This is a genomic window from Lacrimispora sanguinis (genome assembly GCF_044987295.1).
In the GTDB taxonomy this organism is placed as follows: domain Bacteria; phylum Bacillota; class Clostridia; order Lachnospirales; family Lachnospiraceae; genus Lacrimispora; species Lacrimispora celerecrescens_B.
This window is the reverse complement of record NZ_CP173277.1, coordinates 1,033,077-1,053,538: the sequence shown is the minus strand read 5'-3', so window position 1 is coordinate 1,053,538 and position 20,462 is coordinate 1,033,077. Positions and strand designations below refer to the sequence as shown.

The window sequence follows — 20,462 nt, the reverse complement described above, 5'->3', positions numbered from 1 at the left end:
GGGGAGCCAGGGAGGAATATGGATTAATTCATCTGCTGCATGGCGGACATCATAAGCTGCATGGTTTCAAACCGGGCCTGTTGATCCGGCGGCATGAAATTCTTGAGCTGGTCTAAAGGCATCCGTCCAAAGGGGTTATTATTCTGCCGTTGGTTATTGTTAGGCCTTCCGGATCCTTCATGCTGGGCTTGGAACTGCGGTTGGGATTGGGATTGGGCCTGGATCGGAATGGTGGAACTTGGTACCGGGCTTGGATCCGGGGAAGAGTTGGCCAGCCTAATCCCCTGAGAGAAGTTGATAATAAGGTCGATGAGATCCTGTTCTGCGGGATTTGCAAAGGCCTTTATGGTGTTCAGCATGTCAAAGGGGTTGTTATTCCGTTCTCTTTCCCTTGAGGAATTGAGGCCCATGGCAGCTACTTCTCCTTCTTCAAAAAGATTAATGGTGCGGCGCAGCTCGTTTATTTTTACGAAGTAGGACATAAAACGCTGCTGGGAAACACTCATATAAGGCAGGGCAGCCTTCATCATCTGAAGATGATTATCACCAATAAGGGAGTCCAGATCATTTGCGCGTATATTTTGCTCGTTGTTCATGGCATAAGATTCCTTACTTTTCTTGTTGACAATATATGCATCTGCATATATTAGTATTACAGGAGAGTGATTTAGATATGAATAGCAGATTAATTATAGATGGAAATGCAGTGTATGAAATTGATGAAGATTGTATGAAGAAAAAGCAGGGCAGAAGCTCCATAAAAGGAGTAAGTGGCCAGAACTCTTTTCAACGACCTGGAAAAAACAACGGTCAGAGCCGTTAATAAATAAAAAACAAGGCCCGATCTGTAAAAGATCGGGCCTTGTTTTATGTTTTGCTTAGCAGAAGAAGTTATTTCCGCCGCCGCCGCAGCAGCAGAGCAGAAGAATGATGATGATTATCCAACTGCATCCACCATCATTACCGCAGCCGCCTCCGCAACTGTTACCGCAACCGCCACCGCAACCGAAGCCGCCGCCGCCGCCACAGAAGCACAGGATAATGATCAGCCAGATAATATTGAAGCCGCATCCATTATTACCACATCCTCCATCACATCCGCATCCACAGTTAGTTGCTGCCAGATCACTCATATTGGTTCCTCCAAATAATTTGTTTACAATGTAAGTGTATGAATGTCAGCTTGCCACTGTTTCCATTTTTTCTTAAAATTTTAGAATTGTTATGATTGAACTTATCCAATTGTTGTGTATAATTAGTACAACAGAGAAATGAGGAGCAAAAGATGGAAAAATTATATTATGACAGACCTTATGTTAAAACTTTTGAAGCGGTAGTGGCGGATTGCAGGCCGGGAAAGGACTGCTTTTTTGAGGTGTTTTTAGATCGGACTGCTTTTTACCCAGAGGGAGGCGGACAGCCGGCTGATATGGGAAGTCTGGGGGAAGCGTCAGTTCTTGATGTTAGGGAAAGACCGGAAGGCATTGTCCATATTACGGATAAGCCCCTAAAGGTAGGCAGTAGGGTGAAGGGAATCATAGACTGGGATAGAAGATTCTGTTTTATGCAAAATCATTCCGGAGAGCATTTGTTGTCGGGAATCGTACATAAGCATTATGGTCTTGATAACGTAGGGTTTCACATGGGAAAGGATGAGGTGACCGTGGACTTTAACGGAATCCTGACCATGGAAGAAATCGAGGTGGTTGAATCGGAAGTGAATGAACTCATCTGGCAGGATATTCCGGTTTTAGAGTCTTATCCTTCAAAGGAAGAGCTTTCCCTTATCGATTACCGGAGTAAAAAGGAATTGACCGGGCAAGTCCGGCTGATCGAATTTCCGGGAGGCGATGTGTGCGCATGCTGCGGAACCCATGTAATGACGACGGGGGAAATCGGCATTTTGAAAGTGACGGGAATGATTCATTATAAGGGCGGTGTCAGGTTGACCATGCTGTGCGGTAGGATGGCTCTAAAGGATTACTGCAAAAAACAAAAGACTGTGTCAGGAATTTCTGTCCTGCTGTCGGCAAAACCGGATCAACTTCTTGAGGCAGTTGACAGATTAAAAGAAGAAGGGCAGAAAAAAAATGGAAGAATCGGTCAGCTTTCCAAAGAGCTTTTAGAAAGAAAGGCAGGAGATTATCCCGAACTGGATGCTCCTCTGCTGGTTTTTGAACGTGACTTATCTCCTGTGCAGTTAAGGCAGTTTTGCACGATGCTGTATGAAGGAAAGAAGGGAAGCGTTGTTTTGACATGTTCTGGAGACGAAGGTATCTTTCAGTATGCTATTGGAAGCGGCCAGCAGGATATGAAGGCATTGAGTAAAGCATTGAATGGCAGGTTAAACGGTCGAGGCGGGGGAAGTACCCTAATGGCACAGGGCACTTTTCAGGCTTTGCAGGAAGATATCAGAAAAGTGTTTGAGGAGGAGTCATAAAAGGAGAGTATGATGGAATTAGATGACAGTACAATTAAAAAAATACGGGGCCTGATCGTATTTGCAGTAATCGTGGTGGTGGCCGGCTGGAATTATCGCAGTCTGTTTGCCCTGGCAATGAAGCTGGTGGGATTTATCTCGCCCTTTCTTCTGGGAGGCGTCATGGCATTTATCCTCAATGTTCCGATGCGCAGGATCGAGCAATTGCTGCCGGGAAAGAAGGAGAGTAAGATCCGCAGACCATTGAGCCTTTGTCTTACCCTTGTGTTTGTAATGGGACTCCTGCTGCTTGTTGTTTTTGTTGTGTTGCCTCAGCTTTTTGAAACCCTTATGAGCCTGCAAAACAGCATTCCGGCGTTTCTTGCAGGGATTAAGGAGGAAGCGGAGAGGCTGTTTGCCCAGAACCCTGAAATTGCGGATTATATCAGTAACATTGAGATTGACTGGAAATCCTTTTTGGAGAATGTGGTTGGATTTTTATCCGCCGGAGCGGGTACGGTGCTTTCTTCTACCGTGTCGGCCGCCCTTTCCTTTATTAGCGGAATGACCGCCTTCTTAATCGCCCTGGTCTTTGCTGTTTATATACTTCTTCAGAAGGAAACTCTTTCACGGCAGATACATAAGCTGATGAAGGCATTTCTTCCGGAAGAGGTAACCTTGCGGACGCTTGAGATTTTAACGCTGGTTTCTGAAACCTTTTCCCATTTTCTTACGGGACAGTGCATGGAAGCGATTATCCTTGGGAGTATGTTCTTTTTGACCCTGACGGCCTTTGACCTTCCATATGGGATACTGATCGGCGTTTTGATCGCTTTTACAGCTCTGATACCAATGTTTGGGGCATTTATCGGCTGTGCCATCGGGGCATTTTTGATGCTGATGGTAAGGCCACTGGATGCGGTTGTTTTTTTAATCATTTTCTTTGTACTTCAGCAGGTGGAAGGAAACTTTATCTACCCACATGTAGTAGGGAATTCTGTGGGGCTTCCTTCCATCTGGGTCCTGGTTGCGGTCACCATCGGCGGCAGTGCCATGGGAATTGTGGGAATGCTGATATTTATCCCTCTCTGTTCCGTGGTGTATGCCATTCTTCGGGAAATCGTGAACGAAAGACTGGAGAAGCGGAAGAGGCATAAAATTAAAAAATAAGAAAGCTGCCTTGCTGGCCGAAAGAACCAGCAAGGCAGCTTTCCGTTCTTATCCTCTCGCCCAGTGTGCCGGATACCATTTCTGGAACCATACGGTAAAAACACCCATGAGAGCAGGTAAGACAGTATTGATGAAACCGATATAGGATGAAAAACCAGTACCCATCAAAATATATGTCCAAATCGGAGTGATAAGATATAACCCTCCCCAAGCGGCAGTCAATATCCGGTTTGTTTTCATGAAAATCGGATTGGAAAAGGCATCTTCCCCGCCATAGTGCGCTGCGCTGTAATGGGCAGTCAGCGGTATATTGGTAAATGCACCGATGATCCACATCAATCCAAATATCAGATAGCTGCTGGAAACGATCATTCTCGTATCTGCACCGAAGATTACCGCCAGTGAAAGTCCGGCCACGATTGGAATGCTGATTTGCTCATAGACAACAGGCCGGAACGCAAGCCATAACAGTGGAACAATCGCTGCAATGGCAATGGCTGCTGCAGCACCGGCAGTTGGATTTATCGCCATTACCGTCCAGATGACAATCCACGGCGCGAGAAAAATTCTCATGTTGGTCTTGTTCTGCGTCTTTATATTGGCTAATTTGGTCGCCGTATGCATACCAAATAACTCATTCCACTTGATCATGAGATTAAAATCACCGAGAACTTTATAAAGCCGCTGGTACAGTGCATCCTGCCCGGAAATTTCACCGCGAGAAATTGAACGCCAGATCGAGTAAGGCGTTTCAATCCTTGTGGTGTATGAATTGAACCCATCTGTTATGACTTTAGCCCCTTGCTTTGTCATTAAGATTTGATAGGTTTTATCAATGTCGGTATAATAAAATTCTAGTACACGATCCACGCCGTCAGGATTATATAAAGCAGCCATCTGCGTGGTAAAGTTTAGGCTGTCGTCTGCCGGAGTGCCGGAATCCTCACTTTTGGAAATGCCCCAGGAAGCATCCGCCATTTTTTCAAATACCTCCTGGGGATATAACGGTTCCATAAGCTCTGCCTGTGTTACGGCATGAATTCCTCCGGCGGCATATTCTGCCCCGGCGCGGCGGACGATATCTAAATATGCATCCGTGCGGCTTTTTAATTCCGGCAAGCGGAACAATTCTCCTTGCCCGCAAAGGATCGCCGAGTAGCTGCCTTTGCCGCAAGCGTGGTCAAACATGGAGATTACACCGTCATAATTACCTTTTGATGTCCAAAAGCCGCAAGTTGAAATCACAAGGTGTTTTTGGTTCGTTAAATCATACCTTGCCGGATGACTTCCGCTTTCCTTTCCTTCGGCCATAAATGGTAAGTTCAACGGCAATTGGCGGTCGATTAAGTTTTTTAAGCCGCCGGGAACGCTGAAATAATACAGTGGAAAAGACCATATAATCACATCTGCTGCAATCATTTTTTTTAGAATTTCACTCATATCGTCGTTTATGACACACGTTCCTGGTGTCTTATTCCAACAGGCAAAGCATCCCAGACAGCTCTTTATGCTGGCGTCTGCCACATCAATAATTTCTGCGTCTGTCCATTGGGCTCCGTCCAAAAAGGCATGGGTAAGGCACATGGTATTGCTGCGTTCACTTTTGGGAGAACCGTTTATAACTAATATGTTCATCGTTTCATCTCCTCTAATAGAGCAATTGCCTTGTCTGCCCAGTTAAGGCTGGCATCGTAAAAGACTTCACCGTAAAGGGCTACCATTTTCCAGTATTCCGCTTTTCTAGCGTCGCCGACAACCGCTCCATATTCAGAGATGATGTCTTGAGCGGCGCTCATTCCCTTACTGCTTTCCGTACATTGTTTGCGATATGTGCGGAGCATTTCCAATGATTGTTCGATACTTCTTTCTCCAGCGAAGAATACACGCATCAGAAATGCACTTCTTATACGCATTGCGTCGGCAATATCCGATTCCGGCGAGGACAGCCAGTTGGTTAGCTCCTCTTTTCCGCTGTCTGTTATGCTATACACCCGTTTGTTTGGCTTTTGGTTCTGAATAACGCGCTCACTGGTCAGCCAGCCGCAGCGCTCCATGGCATCCAGTTCACGGTAAATCTGGCTGTTCTTTGCCTGCCAGAAAAACGAAAGAGAATCCTTAAATGCCTTATCCAGCTCATATCCCGTCATTGAGCCGTAATTGAGCAATCCCAGCAGACCGTGTTTAAGTGACATACATCATACCCCCTCTATTATATATTCAACAAGTTGATTATATAATAGAGGGGGTATGATGTCAAGAAGTACAATATAAAAACCGCAGGACATAAGATCCTGCGGTTTTTATCAGATGTGGATATACAATTTTTATTATTCGCCCTGATACATGTATTTAATGAGTCTTTCCACATCTTCCGGGTCATGGGCAACCAGCTCCAGTTCATTAATCATGCTGCCATTGGAAAAAATGGTGGCCATGGAAAGGTACTGGCTTAATTTGGACTTTAAATTAATCCGGTCGCCTTCTGTGGAAACCAGTTCAACGGTGCCTTTGCACTGCTCGATTACTTTGAAAAACTTTTCTACATCTGTGATATTTTGAATTTTCATGTGAATTCCTCCTTTGGAATGTCCGTGAAATGATTCTCATTTCCTATGTCCTATTATAGCAGTGTTCTTACTCTGGTACAATATGGAAAAAACCAGAAAAACAAGTCAAACGGCTGTTTATTATGTATAATAAGAATACAAATGCAAAAATGGAGGATAAGATCATGAAGAGGATACGGGAATATGGCATTATCACAGGAAGACTGGCTCCGGGCCCCCTTAATAAAATCACCGATGTGGAAGGTGTTTTGGTAGGACATGCCACAATCGATACCATGGATCACAAAACAGGTGTTACGGTCATTATTCCCTGTAAGGACAATCCCTTTTTAAGGAAGCTGGTTGCGGCGTCTTATATTCATAATGGTTTTGGCAAAAGCCAAGGCCTGGTCCAGCTTGATGAGCTGGGAACTTTGGAAACGCCCATTGCTCTTACCAATACGTTAAATGTAGGGAAGGTTCACGATGCCCTGGTGGATTTGATGCTTGAAAAATGCAGGCAGGAGGGCGCAGAGCTGGCTTCTGTCAATCCTGTGGTAGGAGAGTGCAATGATTCGGTCTTAAATAACATCAGCGAAAGGGTTGTAGGACTTAAAGAGGTGAAGGCAGCTGTGGCTAACGCTTTGCCGGATTTTGAAGAAGGGGCCGTAGGCGCCGGCTGCGGAACAGTATGCTATGGCTTAAAGGGAGGCATCGGATCCGCCTCCAGAATGTTTAAAATAGGGGGAGAAACCTATACCCTGGGAGTATTGGTGCAGTCGAATTTTGGAAGTACAGAAAACCTGATGATAGACGGACAGGCTGTTGGAACGGAAATTGCCAGGATAACAGAGCCGCAGGTTTTAGACAGAGGCTCCATAATGACAGTCATAGCTACGGACCTTCCTGTCTCAGACCGCCAGTTAAAGAGAATTATAAAGCGGGCTGGGGTAGGACTTTCCAGAACAGGTTCCTATATGGGACATGGAAGCGGAGATATTATGATTGGCTTTACCACGGCAAACCGGATACCGGAACAGGCAGAAAAAGAATTGATGTCCATCAGCATTTTAAAAGAAAGCGCCCTGGAGACGGCCTTTACGGCTGCGGCAGAAGCGACAGAGGAGGCAGTCTTAAACTCTCTTGCCATGGCAAAAACAACCACAGGCTGCAAGGGAAATGTGGTACATTCCCTGACGGACCTGTGGCTTTCCAAAGAGCGTTCTTAATCAAAATCTGCGTGATAAACCTGATCAGGCGTGTGGATGTCAATGGCGCTTAAATTAAACTGGTCTTCGAAAATCTGAATTTTATATTCAAAAAAAGTATCATCCGTTTTCTTCGACATAAATACATAGGCTCCCGGTTCCTTGTCCTCAATTTCGTCGCTGATCTCGTCGTAAATTTCTTCCCCGTCCACCGGGCCTTTATAGCCGGTCATGCGGATGGCTTCCTCAATTGCCTGATAGAATTCTTCCATAAAGCGTACCTCGTTTCTGATTCATTTAATATGGATACTATTATAAGCAATCTTTTCCATTGCTGCAAGAATTACTTGAATCTTATTTGAGAGGGTGTATAATAGGACAGGAATAAAATGGAGGGATTGGATATGGATTTATTATACAGACCAAGAAGATTAAGAACATCAGATACCCTAAGAAAAATGGTACGGGAAACCAGAGTTTCAAAGGAATCCCTTATTTATCCGCTGTTTGTGGTGGATGGAAAAGAAATTGTGGAAGAAATCCCTTCCATGGAAGGTCAATACCGCTACAGCGTGGACCGGCTCCCCCAGATTATGGACCGGCTCGTAAACGCCGGTGTAGAGAAAGTTCTGTTGTTTGGAATTCCGGCTCATAAAGACGCTTGCGGCAGCCAGGCCTATGATGAGGAAGGCATTGTACAACGTGCCATCCGCTTTATCAGAGTGCACTATCCTATGGTTTATATTGTTACAGATGTATGCATGTGTGAATATACATCCCACGGTCACTGCGGAATCCTTGACGGAGAATCTGTTGATAATGACAAGACTCTGGAATATTTGAACATGATAGCCCTTTCCCATGTAAAAGCAGGAGCTCATATGGTGGCCCCTTCCGACATGATGGATGGCAGGATCGGTTCCATGAGGCAGGCCCTTGATGAGGCAGGATTTGTGAATGTGCCGATCATGGCTTATTCTGCCAAATATTCCTCCGCATTTTACGGGCCATTTCGGGAGGCTGCAGGATCTGCGCCTGCTTTTGGAGACCGGAAGAGCTATCAGATGGATTATCATAACAGGAAAGAAGCATTAAAGGAAGTTGAGTTAGATGTGGCGGAAGGAGCCGATATCGTAATGGTAAAGCCGGCCCTTTCTTATCTGGATATCATAAGAGAGGTGGCAGACCGTCACGAACTTCCTGTGGCCGCCTACAGTGTAAGCGGGGAATATGCCATGATAAAAGCGGCTTCCAAAGCTGGATTTATTGAGGAAGAAAAGATTGTTTGCGAGACTGCGGTAAGTATATACCGCGCAGGGGCGGATATCCTTATTACATATTACGCAATCGAGCTTGCCCGTTTTATGGATGAGGGAAAAATCGGCTGATAGAAGCCGGTTGGCGAGAAGGGGTCAAAGGCCCTTCTCTCGCCGTATCCTTTTAATATCGTCCAAAAGAAGCGCAGTTACCCGTAAGCCTCCCCGTCCAACACCTATGCCGATATCAGGCTTGTTGCTCCCATGAAAATCAGAGCCGCCTGTGGGAAAAAGGTCATATTGTCTGGCCAATTTTCTTAATTTGCCGCTTTCATACTGATTGTTGGAAGAGTGGTAGACCTCCAGACCGTGAAGCCCTAAATCCTTTAAATAGCGGACCAGTTCCTCTGTCTTTTTATCTCCCAGGTGATATTGGTATGGATGGGCCAAAACAGGGGAAGCCTTACAATCGGTAAGGATTTTCATGGCGTGCTCCGGAGTGATCTTTTCTTTACGGGGACAGTAGGGGCCGCTATAGTCCAGATATTTTTTAAATGCCTGGTCCATATTCTTTACATAACCTTTTTCAAGAAGAACCCGGGCAAAATGGGCACGGGTTATGACCGTGTCAGGATTTCCTGCCATTACTTCATCTAATGTGATGGAAATGCCGGCATTTTGGAAACGGCGTATCATTTCCTCATTCCTTTTTTTTCGAATTTCTTTCAGAGCATCCGTTTCAGAGATAAAATTCCGGTCCGTGGGATCGACATAAATCCCCAGAATGTGAATTTCTTCTTCTTGGTACACACAGGAGAGTTCAATACCGGGAATGATTTCAATTGGAAGCCCGGCAGCAGCAGCCTGGGCTTCTGAAAGACCGTCAATGGTGTCATGATCGGTCAGTGCTATGGCAGCCAGGCCCTTTTCTGCTGCCAGGGCCACAACTTCGGAGGGAGTGAATGTGCCATCCGAAGCATTGGAATGAACATGCAAATCGACAAATTTCATAAAAACCTCCAAAATGAAATAGTTTGGTAACACTATAGTAACATGTTTTTTTCATTCTGTAAAATGTAGAAAAAAGACGAAAAATAATTAAGAAAATTCATAAAATCGTAATAGCATTTCCCACAAAGTATGGTATACTACTCAATGTAAAGCTACAAAATCATGTAAAAAGGTGAAGTTAATGAATCAAATAGATAACAGACAAAGAAGTGGGGGAAGAGCCAGTTCTTCCCGGAATGGAAGCAGTAAAAATGTATCTGAAACAGGCCGCAGGACAGGACAGACTTACAGAACAGGAAGCTCCTATCAGCCAAAGCGGGGAAAGAAAAGAAAAAGAGGCCCTCAGTATAACATCACAAAGATACTTCTGGCGATCATTCTGGCTGTTGCTGCTTTTATCTGTGTTATGGCGGCTGTTAAGCTTATTGGAGGCCGTAAAGCAAAAGAGACGGAGGTTAATACCCCAACCGTTTCAGAGACGGAATTACGGAAAGAAGTGAAAGTCGATGGAATCTCCATCGCTGGCATGTCCAGGGAAGAGGCCCGGGATGCCATTGAAAAGAAGTATCAGTGGGGAATGAAGGTCACCTATCATGACGATCAGTACGAACTTAAGAATCTGCTGGACAAAAAGCTGGATTCCCTGCTTGAAGAAATATATTCAGGTGAACCAAAGGAAAGTTATACTCTTGAATTTGACGGACTGGATGAAGACGTTCAGGCTGAGGTAAAAGCCATCGCAGGAAAATGGGATGTTGCGGCCAAGAACGGTTCCATATCAGGATTTGATAAAAGTGCCGGGAAATTTGTCTATTCCGGAGAGAAAAACGGAGTTGTGATTAATCAGGATAAGCTGGCATCGGATATTTTGACTCAGCTCAAGGATAAGAATTTCCAGGCGGTTATCGCGGCGGAAGGCAAGGAAGTTGCCCCTAAGATAACGGAAGCCCAGGCAAAGGAAATGTATAAGGTCATAGGTACTTATACTACAACTACTACGGCTAACAGTGCAAGGAATAAGAATATCGAACTGGCTTCTGAGGCCCTGAACGGGGTAATACTGCAGCCGGGAGAAGAATTCTCCTTTAATAAAGCCACAGGGGAGCGTTCCACTGCAAAGGGATATCGTCCGGCAGGCGCTTATTTGAACGGAGAATTAGTTGAGGAGCCCGGAGGAGGCGTATGCCAGGTGTCTTCTACCTTATATAATGCGGTAGTATTCGCAGGGATTTCTACTACGGAGCGCCACGCCCACAGCTACGAGCCTTCCTATGTTACACCAGGTGAGGATGCCATGGTCAGCTACGGCGGACCAGATATGAAATTTGTCAATAATTCTACCACTGCAATAGCCATCAGAACCAGCTTTGCCGACCGGAAGCTTAAGATCTCTATTGTGGGAATTCCGATTCTGGAGGAGGGTGTCACATTATCCATGACATCGAAGAAAACAGCAGAATTAGATGCTCCGGCGCCGGTTTACGAGGAAGACCAGACACTTCAGCCTACGGAAGAAAAGATCGTTAAGGCTGAGACCAAGGGAAGCCGCTGGGTGACCAATCTGGTTACCAAAAAGAATGGTGTTGTGGTAAGCGATGAGTTTTTCCACAACAGTACGTACCGTGGAAAGTCGGCTACCATCAAGCGGAATAAATCCGGAGTTGTCATTCCGGCAACTGATCCGGCGACTTCTGCTCCTGAAACCACTGGAGTAAGTCCCCAGGGACCGGGAGAGACCACCGCACCTCACGATAATGAGACAGCTGGAAATTCCGGAGGACCTCAGGGCCCCGGTACCACAGAAACTCAGCCTACCCAGCCCCAGGGACCGTCTTCTACCACAGAAGCGGCAGGCGATAACGGAGGCCAGAATGTCATTCCTCCCAACCCTTTTAACTAAAAACAAAATAAAAACACGATAAAAACAAAATAAAAACAAAACAAAAAAAGACAGGACTGGACAGAATATTCGCTCCAGTCCCTTTTTATTAGATTGTTTCAAAAATAATACTTAATTTTCCTGTTTTAATATTTGCTTTTTGTTGAATAATTGTTATAATAATGTCAGGTCACTTTCCCTATACGGGAACCAATTTATACATTATATACATTTGCAGGAGGAAATCAAGAATGGCAAGAAAAATGAAAACCATGGATGGTAACCATGCAGCAGCTCATGCGTCATACGCATTTACTGATGTAGCGGCTATCTATCCGATTACCCCATCTTCACCTATGGCTGAAGCAACAGATGAGTGGGCGACAGACGGAAGAACCAATATCTTCGGTCAGAAAGTACAGATTACAGAGATGCAGTCTGAGGCAGGTGCGGCAGGAGCAGTACACGGTTCCTTAGCAGCAGGTGCGCTGACCACCACCTATACAGCTTCCCAGGGTCTTTTACTTATGATCCCAAACCTTTATAAAATCGCAGGCGAGCAGTTACCAGGTGTTATCAACGTATCCGCACGTGCAGTTGCAAGCCATGCTTTATCTATCTTTGGTGACCACTCCGACGTATATGCATGCCGTCAGACAGGCTGTGCTATGCTTTGCGAATCCAGCGTACAGGAAGTTATGGACTTAACCCCAGTTGCTCATATGGCAGCACTCGAGGGAAAAGTACCATTTATTAACTTCTTCGACGGTTTCCGTACATCCCACGAGATCCAGAAGATCGAAACTTGGGATTATGAGGATTTAGAAGAGATGGTAAGTATGGATGCAATCGACGAATTCCGTCGCCGTGCATTAAATCCAAACCATCCGGAATTAAGAGGTTCCGCTCAGAACCCTGATATCTTCTTCCAGGCAAGAGAAGCCTGCAACCCATACTATGATGCTCTGCCTGCAATTGTTCAGAAATATATGGACAAGGTTAATGCAAAGATCGGTACTGATTATAAATTATTCAACTACTACGGAGCACCGGATGCAGAGCATGTAATCATTTCCATGGGTTCTGTAAACGATACCATTGAGGAGACTCTTGACTATCTTCTGGCTTCTGGAAACAAGGTAGGCGTAATTAAGGTTCGCTTATACCGTCCTTTCGCTGCACAGGCTTTCATTGATGCTATTCCGGATACAGTTAAGACTATTTCCGTATTAGACAGAACAAAAGAGCCAGGTTCCTTAGGCGAGCCGTTATACCTTGATGTTGTTGCAGCTCTTAAGGGAACAAAGTTTGATCAGGTGAAGATCTTAACCGGCCGTTATGGTTTAGGTTCCAAGGATACCACACCGACTCAGATCGTTGCTGTTTATAATAACAAGGAGAAATCTCCATTTACCATTGGTATTGTGGATGATGTAACCCATCTTTCTCTTGAGACAGGTACTCCTATCGTTACAACTCCAGAAGGAACTTCAAACTGTAAGTTCTGGGGTCTTGGTGCAGATGGTACCGTAGGTGCTAACAAGAACTCCATCAAGATCATTGGTGACAACACCGATATGTATGCTCAGGCTTACTTTGATTATGACTCCAAGAAGTCCGGCGGCGTTACCATGTCTCACTTACGTTTTGGACACAAGCCGATTAAGTCCACCTACCTGATCCGTCAGGCTAACTTTGTGGCATGCCACAATCCGGCTTATATCCGTAAGTACAACATGGTTCAGGAACTGGTTGACGGTGGTGTCTTCTTATTAAACTGCCCATGGGATGCAGAAGGTCTTGAGAAGCATCTGCCAGGACAGGTAAAGAAATACATTGCTGACCACAATATTAAATTCTACACCATCGACGGTGTGAAGATCGGTATTGAGACCGGCATGGGCCAGACCCGTATCAACACAATCCTTCAGTCCGCATTCTTCGAGCTGACCGGAATTATTCCTTCCGAGAAGGCAAACGAACTGATGAAGGCAGCTGCAAAAGCAACCTACGGACGTAAGGGCGAAGAAATCGTTATGAAGAACTGGGCAGCCATCGATGCAGGTGCTAAGGGCGTTGTCAAGGTAGACGTTCCTGAAAGCTGGAAAAACTGCGAAGATGAAGGTCTTGATTATAAGTTTATTACAGAAGGCAGAAAGGATGCTATTGATTTCGTTAATAACATTCAGTCCAAGGTAAATGCACAGGAAGGAAATTCCCTGCCTGTATCCGCATTCAGCGATTATGCCAATGGTGCCACACCATCAGGCTCTTCCGCATACGAGAAGCGCGGTATTGCAGTAACCATTCCTGGCTGGGTTCCGGAAAACTGTATCCAGTGTAACTTCTGTTCCTATGTATGTCCTCATGCTGTTATCCGTTCCGTTGCTCTGACTGAGGAAGAAGCAGCAAATAAGCCAGCAGAGATGAAGACTCTTCCTATGACAGGCATGCCAGGATACCAGTTCGCTGTAACTGTATCCGCATTTGACTGTACAGGCTGCGGTTCCTGTGCAAACGTATGTCCTGGAAAGAAGGGCGAGAAGGCTCTTGTTATGGTCAATATGGAAGAAAACTGCGAAGAAAAGCAGAAAGTATTTGATTTCGGCCAGACACTTCCGATCAAGCAGGAAGTTATCGACAAATTTAAAGAAAATACCGTTAAGGGCAGCCAGTTCAAGAAGCCTCTTCTTGAGTTCTCAGGAGCATGTGCAGGCTGTGGCGAGACACCTTATGCAAAACTGATCACTCAGTTATTCGGTGACAGAATGTACATTGCAAACGCAACCGGATGTACTTCCATCTGGGGTAACTCCTCACCATCCACACCTTATACCGTAAATGCAAAGGGACAGGGTCCTGCATGGGCAAACTCCTTATTCGAAGATAATGCAGAGTTCGGTTATGGTATGATGCTGGCTCAGAGCGCTATCAGAGGCGGCTTAAAGGCAAAAGTTGAAGAGATCATGAATTCCGAGAAGGCTTCCGATGATATCAAGGCAGCATGCAAAGAATACCTGGATACTTTTGAAGTTGGCGCTACCAATGGTTCCGCTACTGATAAGTTAGTTACAGCATTAGATGGTATTGAGTGTGATACCTGCAAGGCTATCGTTAAGGACAAAGATTTCCTTGCTAAGAAGTCTCAGTGGATCTTCGGCGGCGACGGCTGGGCATATGACATCGGCTTCGGCGGTGTTGACCATGTTCTTGCCAGCGGCAGAGACATCAACGTTATGGTATTCGATACAGAGATCTATTCCAATACCGGCGGACAGTCTTCAAAAGCTACCAAGACAGGTGCTGTTGCACAGTTCGCAGCAGGCGGTAAAGAAACAAGAAAGAAAGATCTTGCAAGCATCGCTATGAGCTATGGTTATGTATACGTTGCACAGATCGCTATGGGTGCAGATTATGCTCAGACTGTTAAGGCAATTGCTGAGGCAGAGGCATATCCAGGACCATCTCTGATCATCGCTTATGCTCCATGTATCAGCCATGGTATCAAGAAGGGCATGTCCAAGGCTCAGACAGAAGAAAAACTGGCTGTAGAGTGCGGTTACTGGAACAACTTCCGTTACAATCCAGCAGCTGAGAAGAAATTCACCTTAGACAGCAAGGCTCCTGCATTAGAAGGATATCAGGAATTCTTAAAGGGCGAGGTTCGTTATGCTTCCTTAGCTATGAAGAATCCTGAGAGAGCAGCTGAATTATTTGCAAAGAATGAGGCAGATGCGAAAGAGCGTTATGAGTACCTGCAGAAGCTGGTTACTTTATACGGCAACGACTAATTGATCTTTATATGATAACTTACAGGCCCGGATGAAACCATCCGGGCCTGTTTTTTGAGTTCAAAGATTTTCTTCAAAAAGGCGGAAGTATTTAAAATAAGACAGGCACTGGGTATTTATGAGGGAATAAACTTACTATATAACGATCAAAAATGAGGGCTTCTATGGAAAGTTTATTTTATATGCAGAATGATACGGATATGGAGCCGAATCCAACGCCAGCTCCGGAAGAAGACGAGTTTCCAGCGGATGAAAAAAACGAAAATAATGCAGTTGAAACAGGAGAGGCACCATCGGAAGAAAATAAAGTGAGCACACCTGCGCCGAGTCTGGAACCGGAACAGCCTGTTCCCAACTTCCCACTTCCTCCAGCAGGCCCTGAAGGCACAGGGACCTCGATTATTACGGTATTTCCAAAACCGATCATCCCGTGCTACTTCTGTGAGACGAATCAAAACGGACTTGTCCGGTTTTTAAATGCAGCAGCCGGCTATAATCCATTTCTTATTTATATAAATAATCAGCTGGCAGTGAACGGATTAAATAACGGAGAAATGAGCCAGTATGGACGGGTTTCTGCAGGAGAGCAGACCATAACCGTAGGCGGGCAGAACGGGTATGTATACGTTGAAAAGCAGATTACGGTTCCGCTTGATCGTGCGGTTACTGTTGCAATCATTAATACGGATCACGGAATGGATTTAATGGTGATTTTGGATATGTATTGCAATGCCGGAATAAACACAGGCTGTTTCCGCGTATGCAACTTATCCATAACGAACCAGGGGATTCACGTGATTTTAAACGGAAGAACCGTGACGTTATTTGATGTGAATTACATGCAAGTGACCAGCTTCCAGTATGTTTCAACCGGCTTTTATACGGTTTCAGTGTCTAACAGCAGCGCTCGTAACGGAAGTCTTCTTTTGACCTCTGATATCTATATACGGGGCAATGCTTCCTACACTCTGTACGTATTTAACTGGCAGAATGTAGAGGATGCCATTCGTATCCTGATTGTTGAAGACCAAAGACCCTAGAAAAATATGGAACCTCTGATTGACAGATCAGAGGTTCTCTGCTATACTAAGTGTATTAGGAGTATTAATACAGATTAGGAGGTGAAATATGATACTGCTTGATTACAAAGACCGCAGACCAATATACGAGCAGGTTGTAGAAAAGCTGAAGGATCTTATGATTTGCGGCGTATTGGAACAAGATGCGCAGCTGCCGTCAGTCCGTACTTTGGCAACAGACTTATCCATTAATCCCAATACAATTCAGAGAGCTTATGCAGAGCTGGAACGAAGAGGATTCATCTATTCCGTTAAGGGAAGAGGCAGCTTTGTGGCAGATACCAGTTCCATTCGGGCACTTAAGAACAGTGAACTGAAATTGGAGCTGATTAACTGGATCCAGGAAGCAAAGCGGGCGGGTCTGACAGAGGATAAAACTCATACATGGGTTGCAGAGGAATGGGTAAGACAAGAATATTTGACCGGGGAGGAGAGAGAGGATGATAAAAGCAGAAAATCTGACAAAAAAATTTGACGATATAGTGGCAGTAGACCATGTAAGCGCACAGATACGGGATGGAAGTGTATTTGGTCTGATTGGAACCAATGGCGCAGGAAAAAGTACCTTTTTGAGAATGCTGAGCGGTATTCTAAAGCCTGACGAAGGAACTGTTACCATTGATGGAGAACAGATCTTTGAAAATGAAAAGGTGAAAGGCCGGTTTTTTTACATTTCCGATGACCAGTACTATTTTAATAACTCTTCGCCTCTTGATATGATGGAGTTTTACAGCAGAATCTACCCGCAATTTAACAAGGAACGCTTTCACAAGCTTTTAGGAAGCTTTGGATTAGAAGCCCGGAGAAAGGTCCATACCTTTTCAAAAGGCATGAAAAAGCAGCTTTCCGTCATCTGTGGGGTATGCGCCAATACGGATTACCTTTTCTGCGATGAAACCTTTGACGGGCTTGATCCGGTGATGCGCCAGGCTGTGAAGAGCATATTTGCAAATGATATGTCTGAAAGAAATTTAACGCCTATCATTGCGTCCCATAACTTAAGAGAACTAGAGGATATCTGTGATCATGTAGGCCTTCTTCACAGGGGAGGGATACTGCTTTCCAGGGATCTTGATGATATGAAACTTAACATCCATAAGGTGCAGTGTGTTTTAAAGGATGGAATGACTGCCGAAGACTTAACGGCCATGCAGCGTATTAAGACAGAAACAAGAGGAAAACTCTATACCATAACGGTAAGGGGGACCAGAGAAGAAGTGGAAGGATTGATGGAATCGTACCATCCGGTATTTTATGAGATCATACCTTTATCTCTGGAAGAAATATTTATCAGTGAGACGGAGGTGGCAGGATATGACATCAAAAAGCTTATTTTATAATCTATTAAGAGAAGATGGCAAAAGACGCCTTTGGTCCATGGCACTGTCATTTTTAGTGTTTTTCTTTACCTTCCCGGTGGGAATCGCACTTTCCTTAAGTGAACGAATGAGAGGAGAAATTGATTATACCTATATCATATCCACCCTGAAATCCTGGCTGGGCTTTCAGAACGGCTGGGTTGCGTCAGTGATTATCCTTCTGTCCCTTATTATGGGAGTGACCAGCTTCTCTTATCTTCATTCCAGGCAGAAGGTAGATTTTTATCATGGCATTCCGGTAAACAGGAAGCATTTGTTCTGGGTGAATTATTTTAATGGGATTCTTATTCCGGCAGTTGTGTATGGGGTAAATTTAATCATTGCCATGGGAGTGATTGCTGTTAACGGTATTTCTCCTTTTGAGGTATGGAAAACAGCCCTTTCGGGATTCCTGCTGTTTATGATCCATTACTGCATGATGTATTCTGTGACTGTGATATCCATGATTCTTACAGGAAATGTATTGGTTGGCATACTTGGAAATCTGGTATTACAATTTTATTTTGTATGTGTGATAGGAATTCTGGAATTCTGCTACAGCCGCTTTTTCTATACCAGTTACCGGGGAGGCGGGAATGTATTTAACCGGTTCATGGATAAGTGTTCGGCGTTTGCACTGTTTATGGTTAACATGGAACGGCTGCAGTTGGGGACTTCTGGGAGAGCCCAGGCTGTCAGGGTTTTTGCGGTTTTGGCCGTGACTGTAGTTTTGACCCTTCTTTCTTACCTGTTATATAAAAAAAGAGGTTCCGAAGCAGCAGGGAGAGCCATGGCGTTTAAGATCAGCATGCCGATAATCAGGATTCCGATTGTGGTTTTATCGTCTCTTGGCGGGAGCATTTTTTTCTGGTCCATGCGTTCCAGCGTAGGCTGGGGAATATTTGGATTGTTATGCGGAATGCTTTTATCCCACTGCGTCATTGAAATCATTTATCATTTTGAATTCAGAAAACTGTTTTCCAATTGGAAGCAAATGGGTGCCTGTGCCGTATTGGCGGCAGTAATATTCTGCGGGTTCCGTTATGATTTATTTGGGTATGACAAATATATACCATCTGAATCTTCCATTGAATCCGTAGCGGTATCCATGCCGGATGTGAACTTCTGGGTTTCTTATGGAAGTGCACAGCAAAATTCCATGGGAGAATATTACTGGGATTATCAGGATTCGGATGAATATATATTCAACCATATGAAGCTTATGGATACGGCGCCGGTTCTGGCCCTGGTACGTGATGCAGTGGCTGATAACCAAAGGATGTATCATGGAGGTGATTATTCTGATACGTATGAGAATGGAAAAGTAAGCTATAATTTTTCCATAAGATACACGTTGAAAAACGGTAAGAATATTTACCGCACCTACCATTTATCCGGAGATGAGGCCCGTCCGGAGATCGCGGAGATCTTTGAGAACCAGGAGTTTGCCAAAGCGGTTTATCCCCTCCTTCTTCAGACACCTGAAGATACTGCCTGGGTAAGGGTAAGCAGGGGAGAGCAGACCAACGTCGTCAGCCGTGACAGAAATGGAACAGAGAAAGCGATGACAGATAAATTACTCCTTGCTTATCAGGAGGATTTAAAGAATTTAAAAGTGGAAACCATGCAAAAGGAAAATCCAGTGGCTACCATCCAGTTTTTAACGAAGATGCAGGCAAAGGCGGAAACAAAGCGGGAAGAGATTCAGAGCTCCTGGAAATACAGTGATGTTACTTCAAGAGGATATTATCCGATCTATCCTTCCTTTAAAAATACACTGGAATTATTAAAAGAGTGCGAGGTTAACGTAGAGGAATGGAATAGCCTGGAAAATGTCAAAGAGATCAATTTTGATATCTATCAGTTCAATAATTATCGTTCCACCTATGAAGATAAAGGCTCCCAATATCTGACAATCACTGATGAGGAAGAAATCAGTCAGATCATGAGCATTGCAGCTATCGATGGGTATTCCAACATGAATCCTTTTGGCGGCAGGGGAGAAGAACGGGTCACCTTCTCAGCTGTTACGGAATCAGGGGGAAGAAGAAGTGAAACTTCTTGTACCATTCAATTAAATCAATTGCCGGAATCCGTTAAAAATGAAATTAGTAAGATAAAAGAAGATGTGTAAGCAGTCTTTCATTGACTTTTTCTTCCAATGAAGTTAAAATGATAGGAGCATAAGTCAAAGGAGGAATCACGGATGGCATTTTTTGAAGAGCTGGGAAAGACGATTAGTGATACCGGCAAAGAGGTTGCAACCAAGGCGAAAGCGCTGACTGAGACGATACAGCTAAAGACGCAGATCAGTGTAGAGAAGACGAAGCTGGACGAAGCTTATGCGGTCATCGGTAAACAATTTTACGAAGCGAACAAAGAGCCGGATGAAGCTTATGCAAAGGCTTATGAAGCTGTTAGGGCCAGCCGGGAAAGAATTGCCGCTCTGGAGATCGAACTGAGCCAAAGCGAGGGAACCCGTATCTGTGCGGAGTGTGGAGCCAAAGTTCCGAAAAGTTCCTATTACTGTGGAAAGTGCGGAGCTCCTGTAAAGGAAGCATCCCAGAAGGCTGATACAGAAGATGATATTGTAGAGGAAGTGGAACAGGCAGCGCCTGCAGAGGAAGTAAATCCGACAGCCGGAATTAATACGGTTAGTGAAGATGCATTTGAACCTACAGAAGAACAGGAATAATTACTTAAAAAGGCCGGCTTAAAAAGCCGGCTTTTAGTTTGTTATTTCCA

At 44.8% G+C, this 20,462-nt stretch carries 19 protein-coding genes; 13 read left to right on the top strand and 6 right to left on the bottom strand.

Annotated elements, in window-relative coordinates:
* Positions 1-23 precede the first annotated feature (23 nt).
* Positions 24-596 (bottom strand): hypothetical protein, encoded by a 573-nt coding sequence (locus tag ACHZES_RS04915; protein WP_154524471.1) that lies wholly within the window; start codon positions 594-596, stop codon positions 24-26.
* Positions 597-673: 77 nt separating this feature from the next.
* Here ACHZES_RS04915 and ACHZES_RS04910 point away from each other — a divergent pair, with 77 nt between their 5' ends.
* The 4 genes from ACHZES_RS04910 to ACHZES_RS04895 all read left to right on the top strand — a co-directional run bounded on the left by ACHZES_RS04910 (position 674) and on the right by ACHZES_RS04895 (position 3,589).
* On the top strand, positions 674-823 hold the full coding sequence (locus ACHZES_RS04910; RefSeq protein WP_166429740.1) for a hypothetical protein: 150 nt from the start codon (positions 674-676) through the stop codon (positions 821-823).
* Between the two features lie 46 nt (positions 824-869).
* A complete protein-coding gene (locus tag ACHZES_RS04905) occupies positions 870-1,151 on the top strand; it encodes a hypothetical protein (RefSeq protein ID WP_154524469.1) in 282 nt (93 codons plus the stop codon).
* Positions 1,152-1,285: 134 nt separating this feature from the next.
* Positions 1,286-2,440: an alanyl-tRNA editing protein gene (locus tag ACHZES_RS04900; RefSeq protein ID WP_395547718.1), complete on the top strand. Its 1,155-nt coding sequence runs from the start codon at positions 1,286-1,288 to the stop codon at positions 2,438-2,440.
* A 12-nt stretch (positions 2,441-2,452) separates the two neighbouring features.
* Positions 2,453-3,589: an AI-2E family transporter gene (locus tag ACHZES_RS04895; protein WP_038282443.1), complete on the top strand. Its 1,137-nt coding sequence runs from the start codon at positions 2,453-2,455 to the stop codon at positions 3,587-3,589.
* Positions 3,590-3,637: 48 nt separating this feature from the next.
* Here ACHZES_RS04895 and ACHZES_RS04890 read toward each other — a convergent pair whose 3' ends face one another.
* The 3 genes from ACHZES_RS04890 to ACHZES_RS04880 form a co-directional block, all read right to left on the bottom strand.
* A complete protein-coding gene (locus ACHZES_RS04890) occupies positions 3,638-5,224 on the bottom strand; it encodes an NAD(P)H-dependent oxidoreductase (protein WP_395547719.1) in 1,587 nt (528 codons plus the stop codon).
* A complete protein-coding gene (locus tag ACHZES_RS04885) occupies positions 5,221-5,781 on the bottom strand; it encodes a PadR family transcriptional regulator (RefSeq protein ID WP_395547720.1) in 561 nt (186 codons plus the stop codon). Before ACHZES_RS04885 ends, ACHZES_RS04890 begins: the two co-directional genes overlap by 4 nt.
* Before the next feature lie 135 nt (positions 5,782-5,916).
* Entirely contained in the window at positions 5,917-6,156 is a 240-nt protein-coding gene (locus ACHZES_RS04880) for a hypothetical protein (RefSeq protein WP_038282442.1), read from the bottom strand.
* A 164-nt stretch (positions 6,157-6,320) separates the two neighbouring features.
* On the opposite strand from ACHZES_RS04880, the gene ACHZES_RS04875 reads away from it, so the two are divergent.
* Positions 6,321-7,364: a P1 family peptidase gene (locus ACHZES_RS04875; RefSeq protein ID WP_395547721.1), complete on the top strand. Its 1,044-nt coding sequence runs from the start codon at positions 6,321-6,323 to the stop codon at positions 7,362-7,364.
* On the opposite strand, the gene ACHZES_RS04870 is transcribed toward ACHZES_RS04875, so the two are convergent.
* A complete protein-coding gene (locus ACHZES_RS04870; RefSeq protein WP_038282441.1) occupies positions 7,361-7,615 on the bottom strand; it encodes a hypothetical protein in 255 nt (84 codons plus the stop codon). The genes ACHZES_RS04875 and ACHZES_RS04870 overlap by 4 nt on opposite strands.
* Before the next feature lie 132 nt (positions 7,616-7,747).
* On the opposite strand from ACHZES_RS04870, the gene hemB reads away from it, so the two are divergent.
* On the top strand, positions 7,748-8,731 hold the full coding sequence (gene hemB / locus ACHZES_RS04865; protein ID WP_395547722.1) for a porphobilinogen synthase: 984 nt from the start codon (positions 7,748-7,750) through the stop codon (positions 8,729-8,731).
* 24 nt (positions 8,732-8,755) lie between these two features.
* On the opposite strand, the gene ACHZES_RS04860 is transcribed toward hemB, so the two are convergent.
* Positions 8,756-9,610, bottom strand: a complete 855-nt coding sequence (locus ACHZES_RS04860; protein ID WP_038282436.1) for a PHP domain-containing protein — start codon at positions 9,608-9,610, stop codon at positions 8,756-8,758.
* A gap of 181 nt (positions 9,611-9,791) precedes the next feature.
* On the opposite strand from ACHZES_RS04860, the gene ACHZES_RS04855 reads away from it, so the two are divergent.
* The 7 genes from ACHZES_RS04855 to ACHZES_RS04825 all read left to right on the top strand — a co-directional run bounded on the left by ACHZES_RS04855 (position 9,792) and on the right by ACHZES_RS04825 (position 20,412).
* Complete coding sequence (locus ACHZES_RS04855; protein ID WP_038282434.1) at positions 9,792-11,510, top strand: VanW family protein; 1,719 nt, start codon at positions 9,792-9,794, stop codon at positions 11,508-11,510.
* A 230-nt stretch (positions 11,511-11,740) separates the two neighbouring features.
* The gene (nifJ, locus tag ACHZES_RS04850; protein WP_038282433.1) at positions 11,741-15,280 is read left to right on the top strand and encodes a pyruvate:ferredoxin (flavodoxin) oxidoreductase; all 3,540 of its coding nucleotides are present in this window, start codon (positions 11,741-11,743) and stop codon (positions 15,278-15,280) included.
* 164 nt (positions 15,281-15,444) lie between these two features.
* Positions 15,445-16,320, top strand: a complete 876-nt coding sequence (locus ACHZES_RS04845; protein ID WP_395547723.1) for a DUF4397 domain-containing protein — start codon at positions 15,445-15,447, stop codon at positions 16,318-16,320.
* 88 nt (positions 16,321-16,408) lie between these two features.
* A complete protein-coding gene (locus ACHZES_RS04840; RefSeq protein ID WP_038282424.1) occupies positions 16,409-16,834 on the top strand; it encodes a GntR family transcriptional regulator in 426 nt (141 codons plus the stop codon).
* Entirely contained in the window at positions 16,800-17,699 is a 900-nt protein-coding gene (locus tag ACHZES_RS04835; protein WP_154524457.1) for an ABC transporter ATP-binding protein, read from the top strand. Before ACHZES_RS04840 ends, ACHZES_RS04835 begins: the two co-directional genes overlap by 35 nt.
* Positions 17,674-19,851 carry a DUF6449 domain-containing protein gene (locus tag ACHZES_RS04830; RefSeq protein ID WP_395547724.1) on the top strand — a complete coding sequence of 726 codons (2,178 nt, stop codon included), beginning with the start codon at positions 17,674-17,676 and terminating at the stop codon, positions 19,849-19,851. Before ACHZES_RS04835 ends, ACHZES_RS04830 begins: the two co-directional genes overlap by 26 nt.
* 72 nt (positions 19,852-19,923) lie before the next feature.
* Positions 19,924-20,412, top strand: coding sequence for a zinc ribbon domain-containing protein (locus ACHZES_RS04825; protein WP_038282418.1), 489 nt, complete (start codon positions 19,924-19,926; stop codon positions 20,410-20,412).
* Positions 20,413-20,462: the final 50 nt, after the last annotated feature.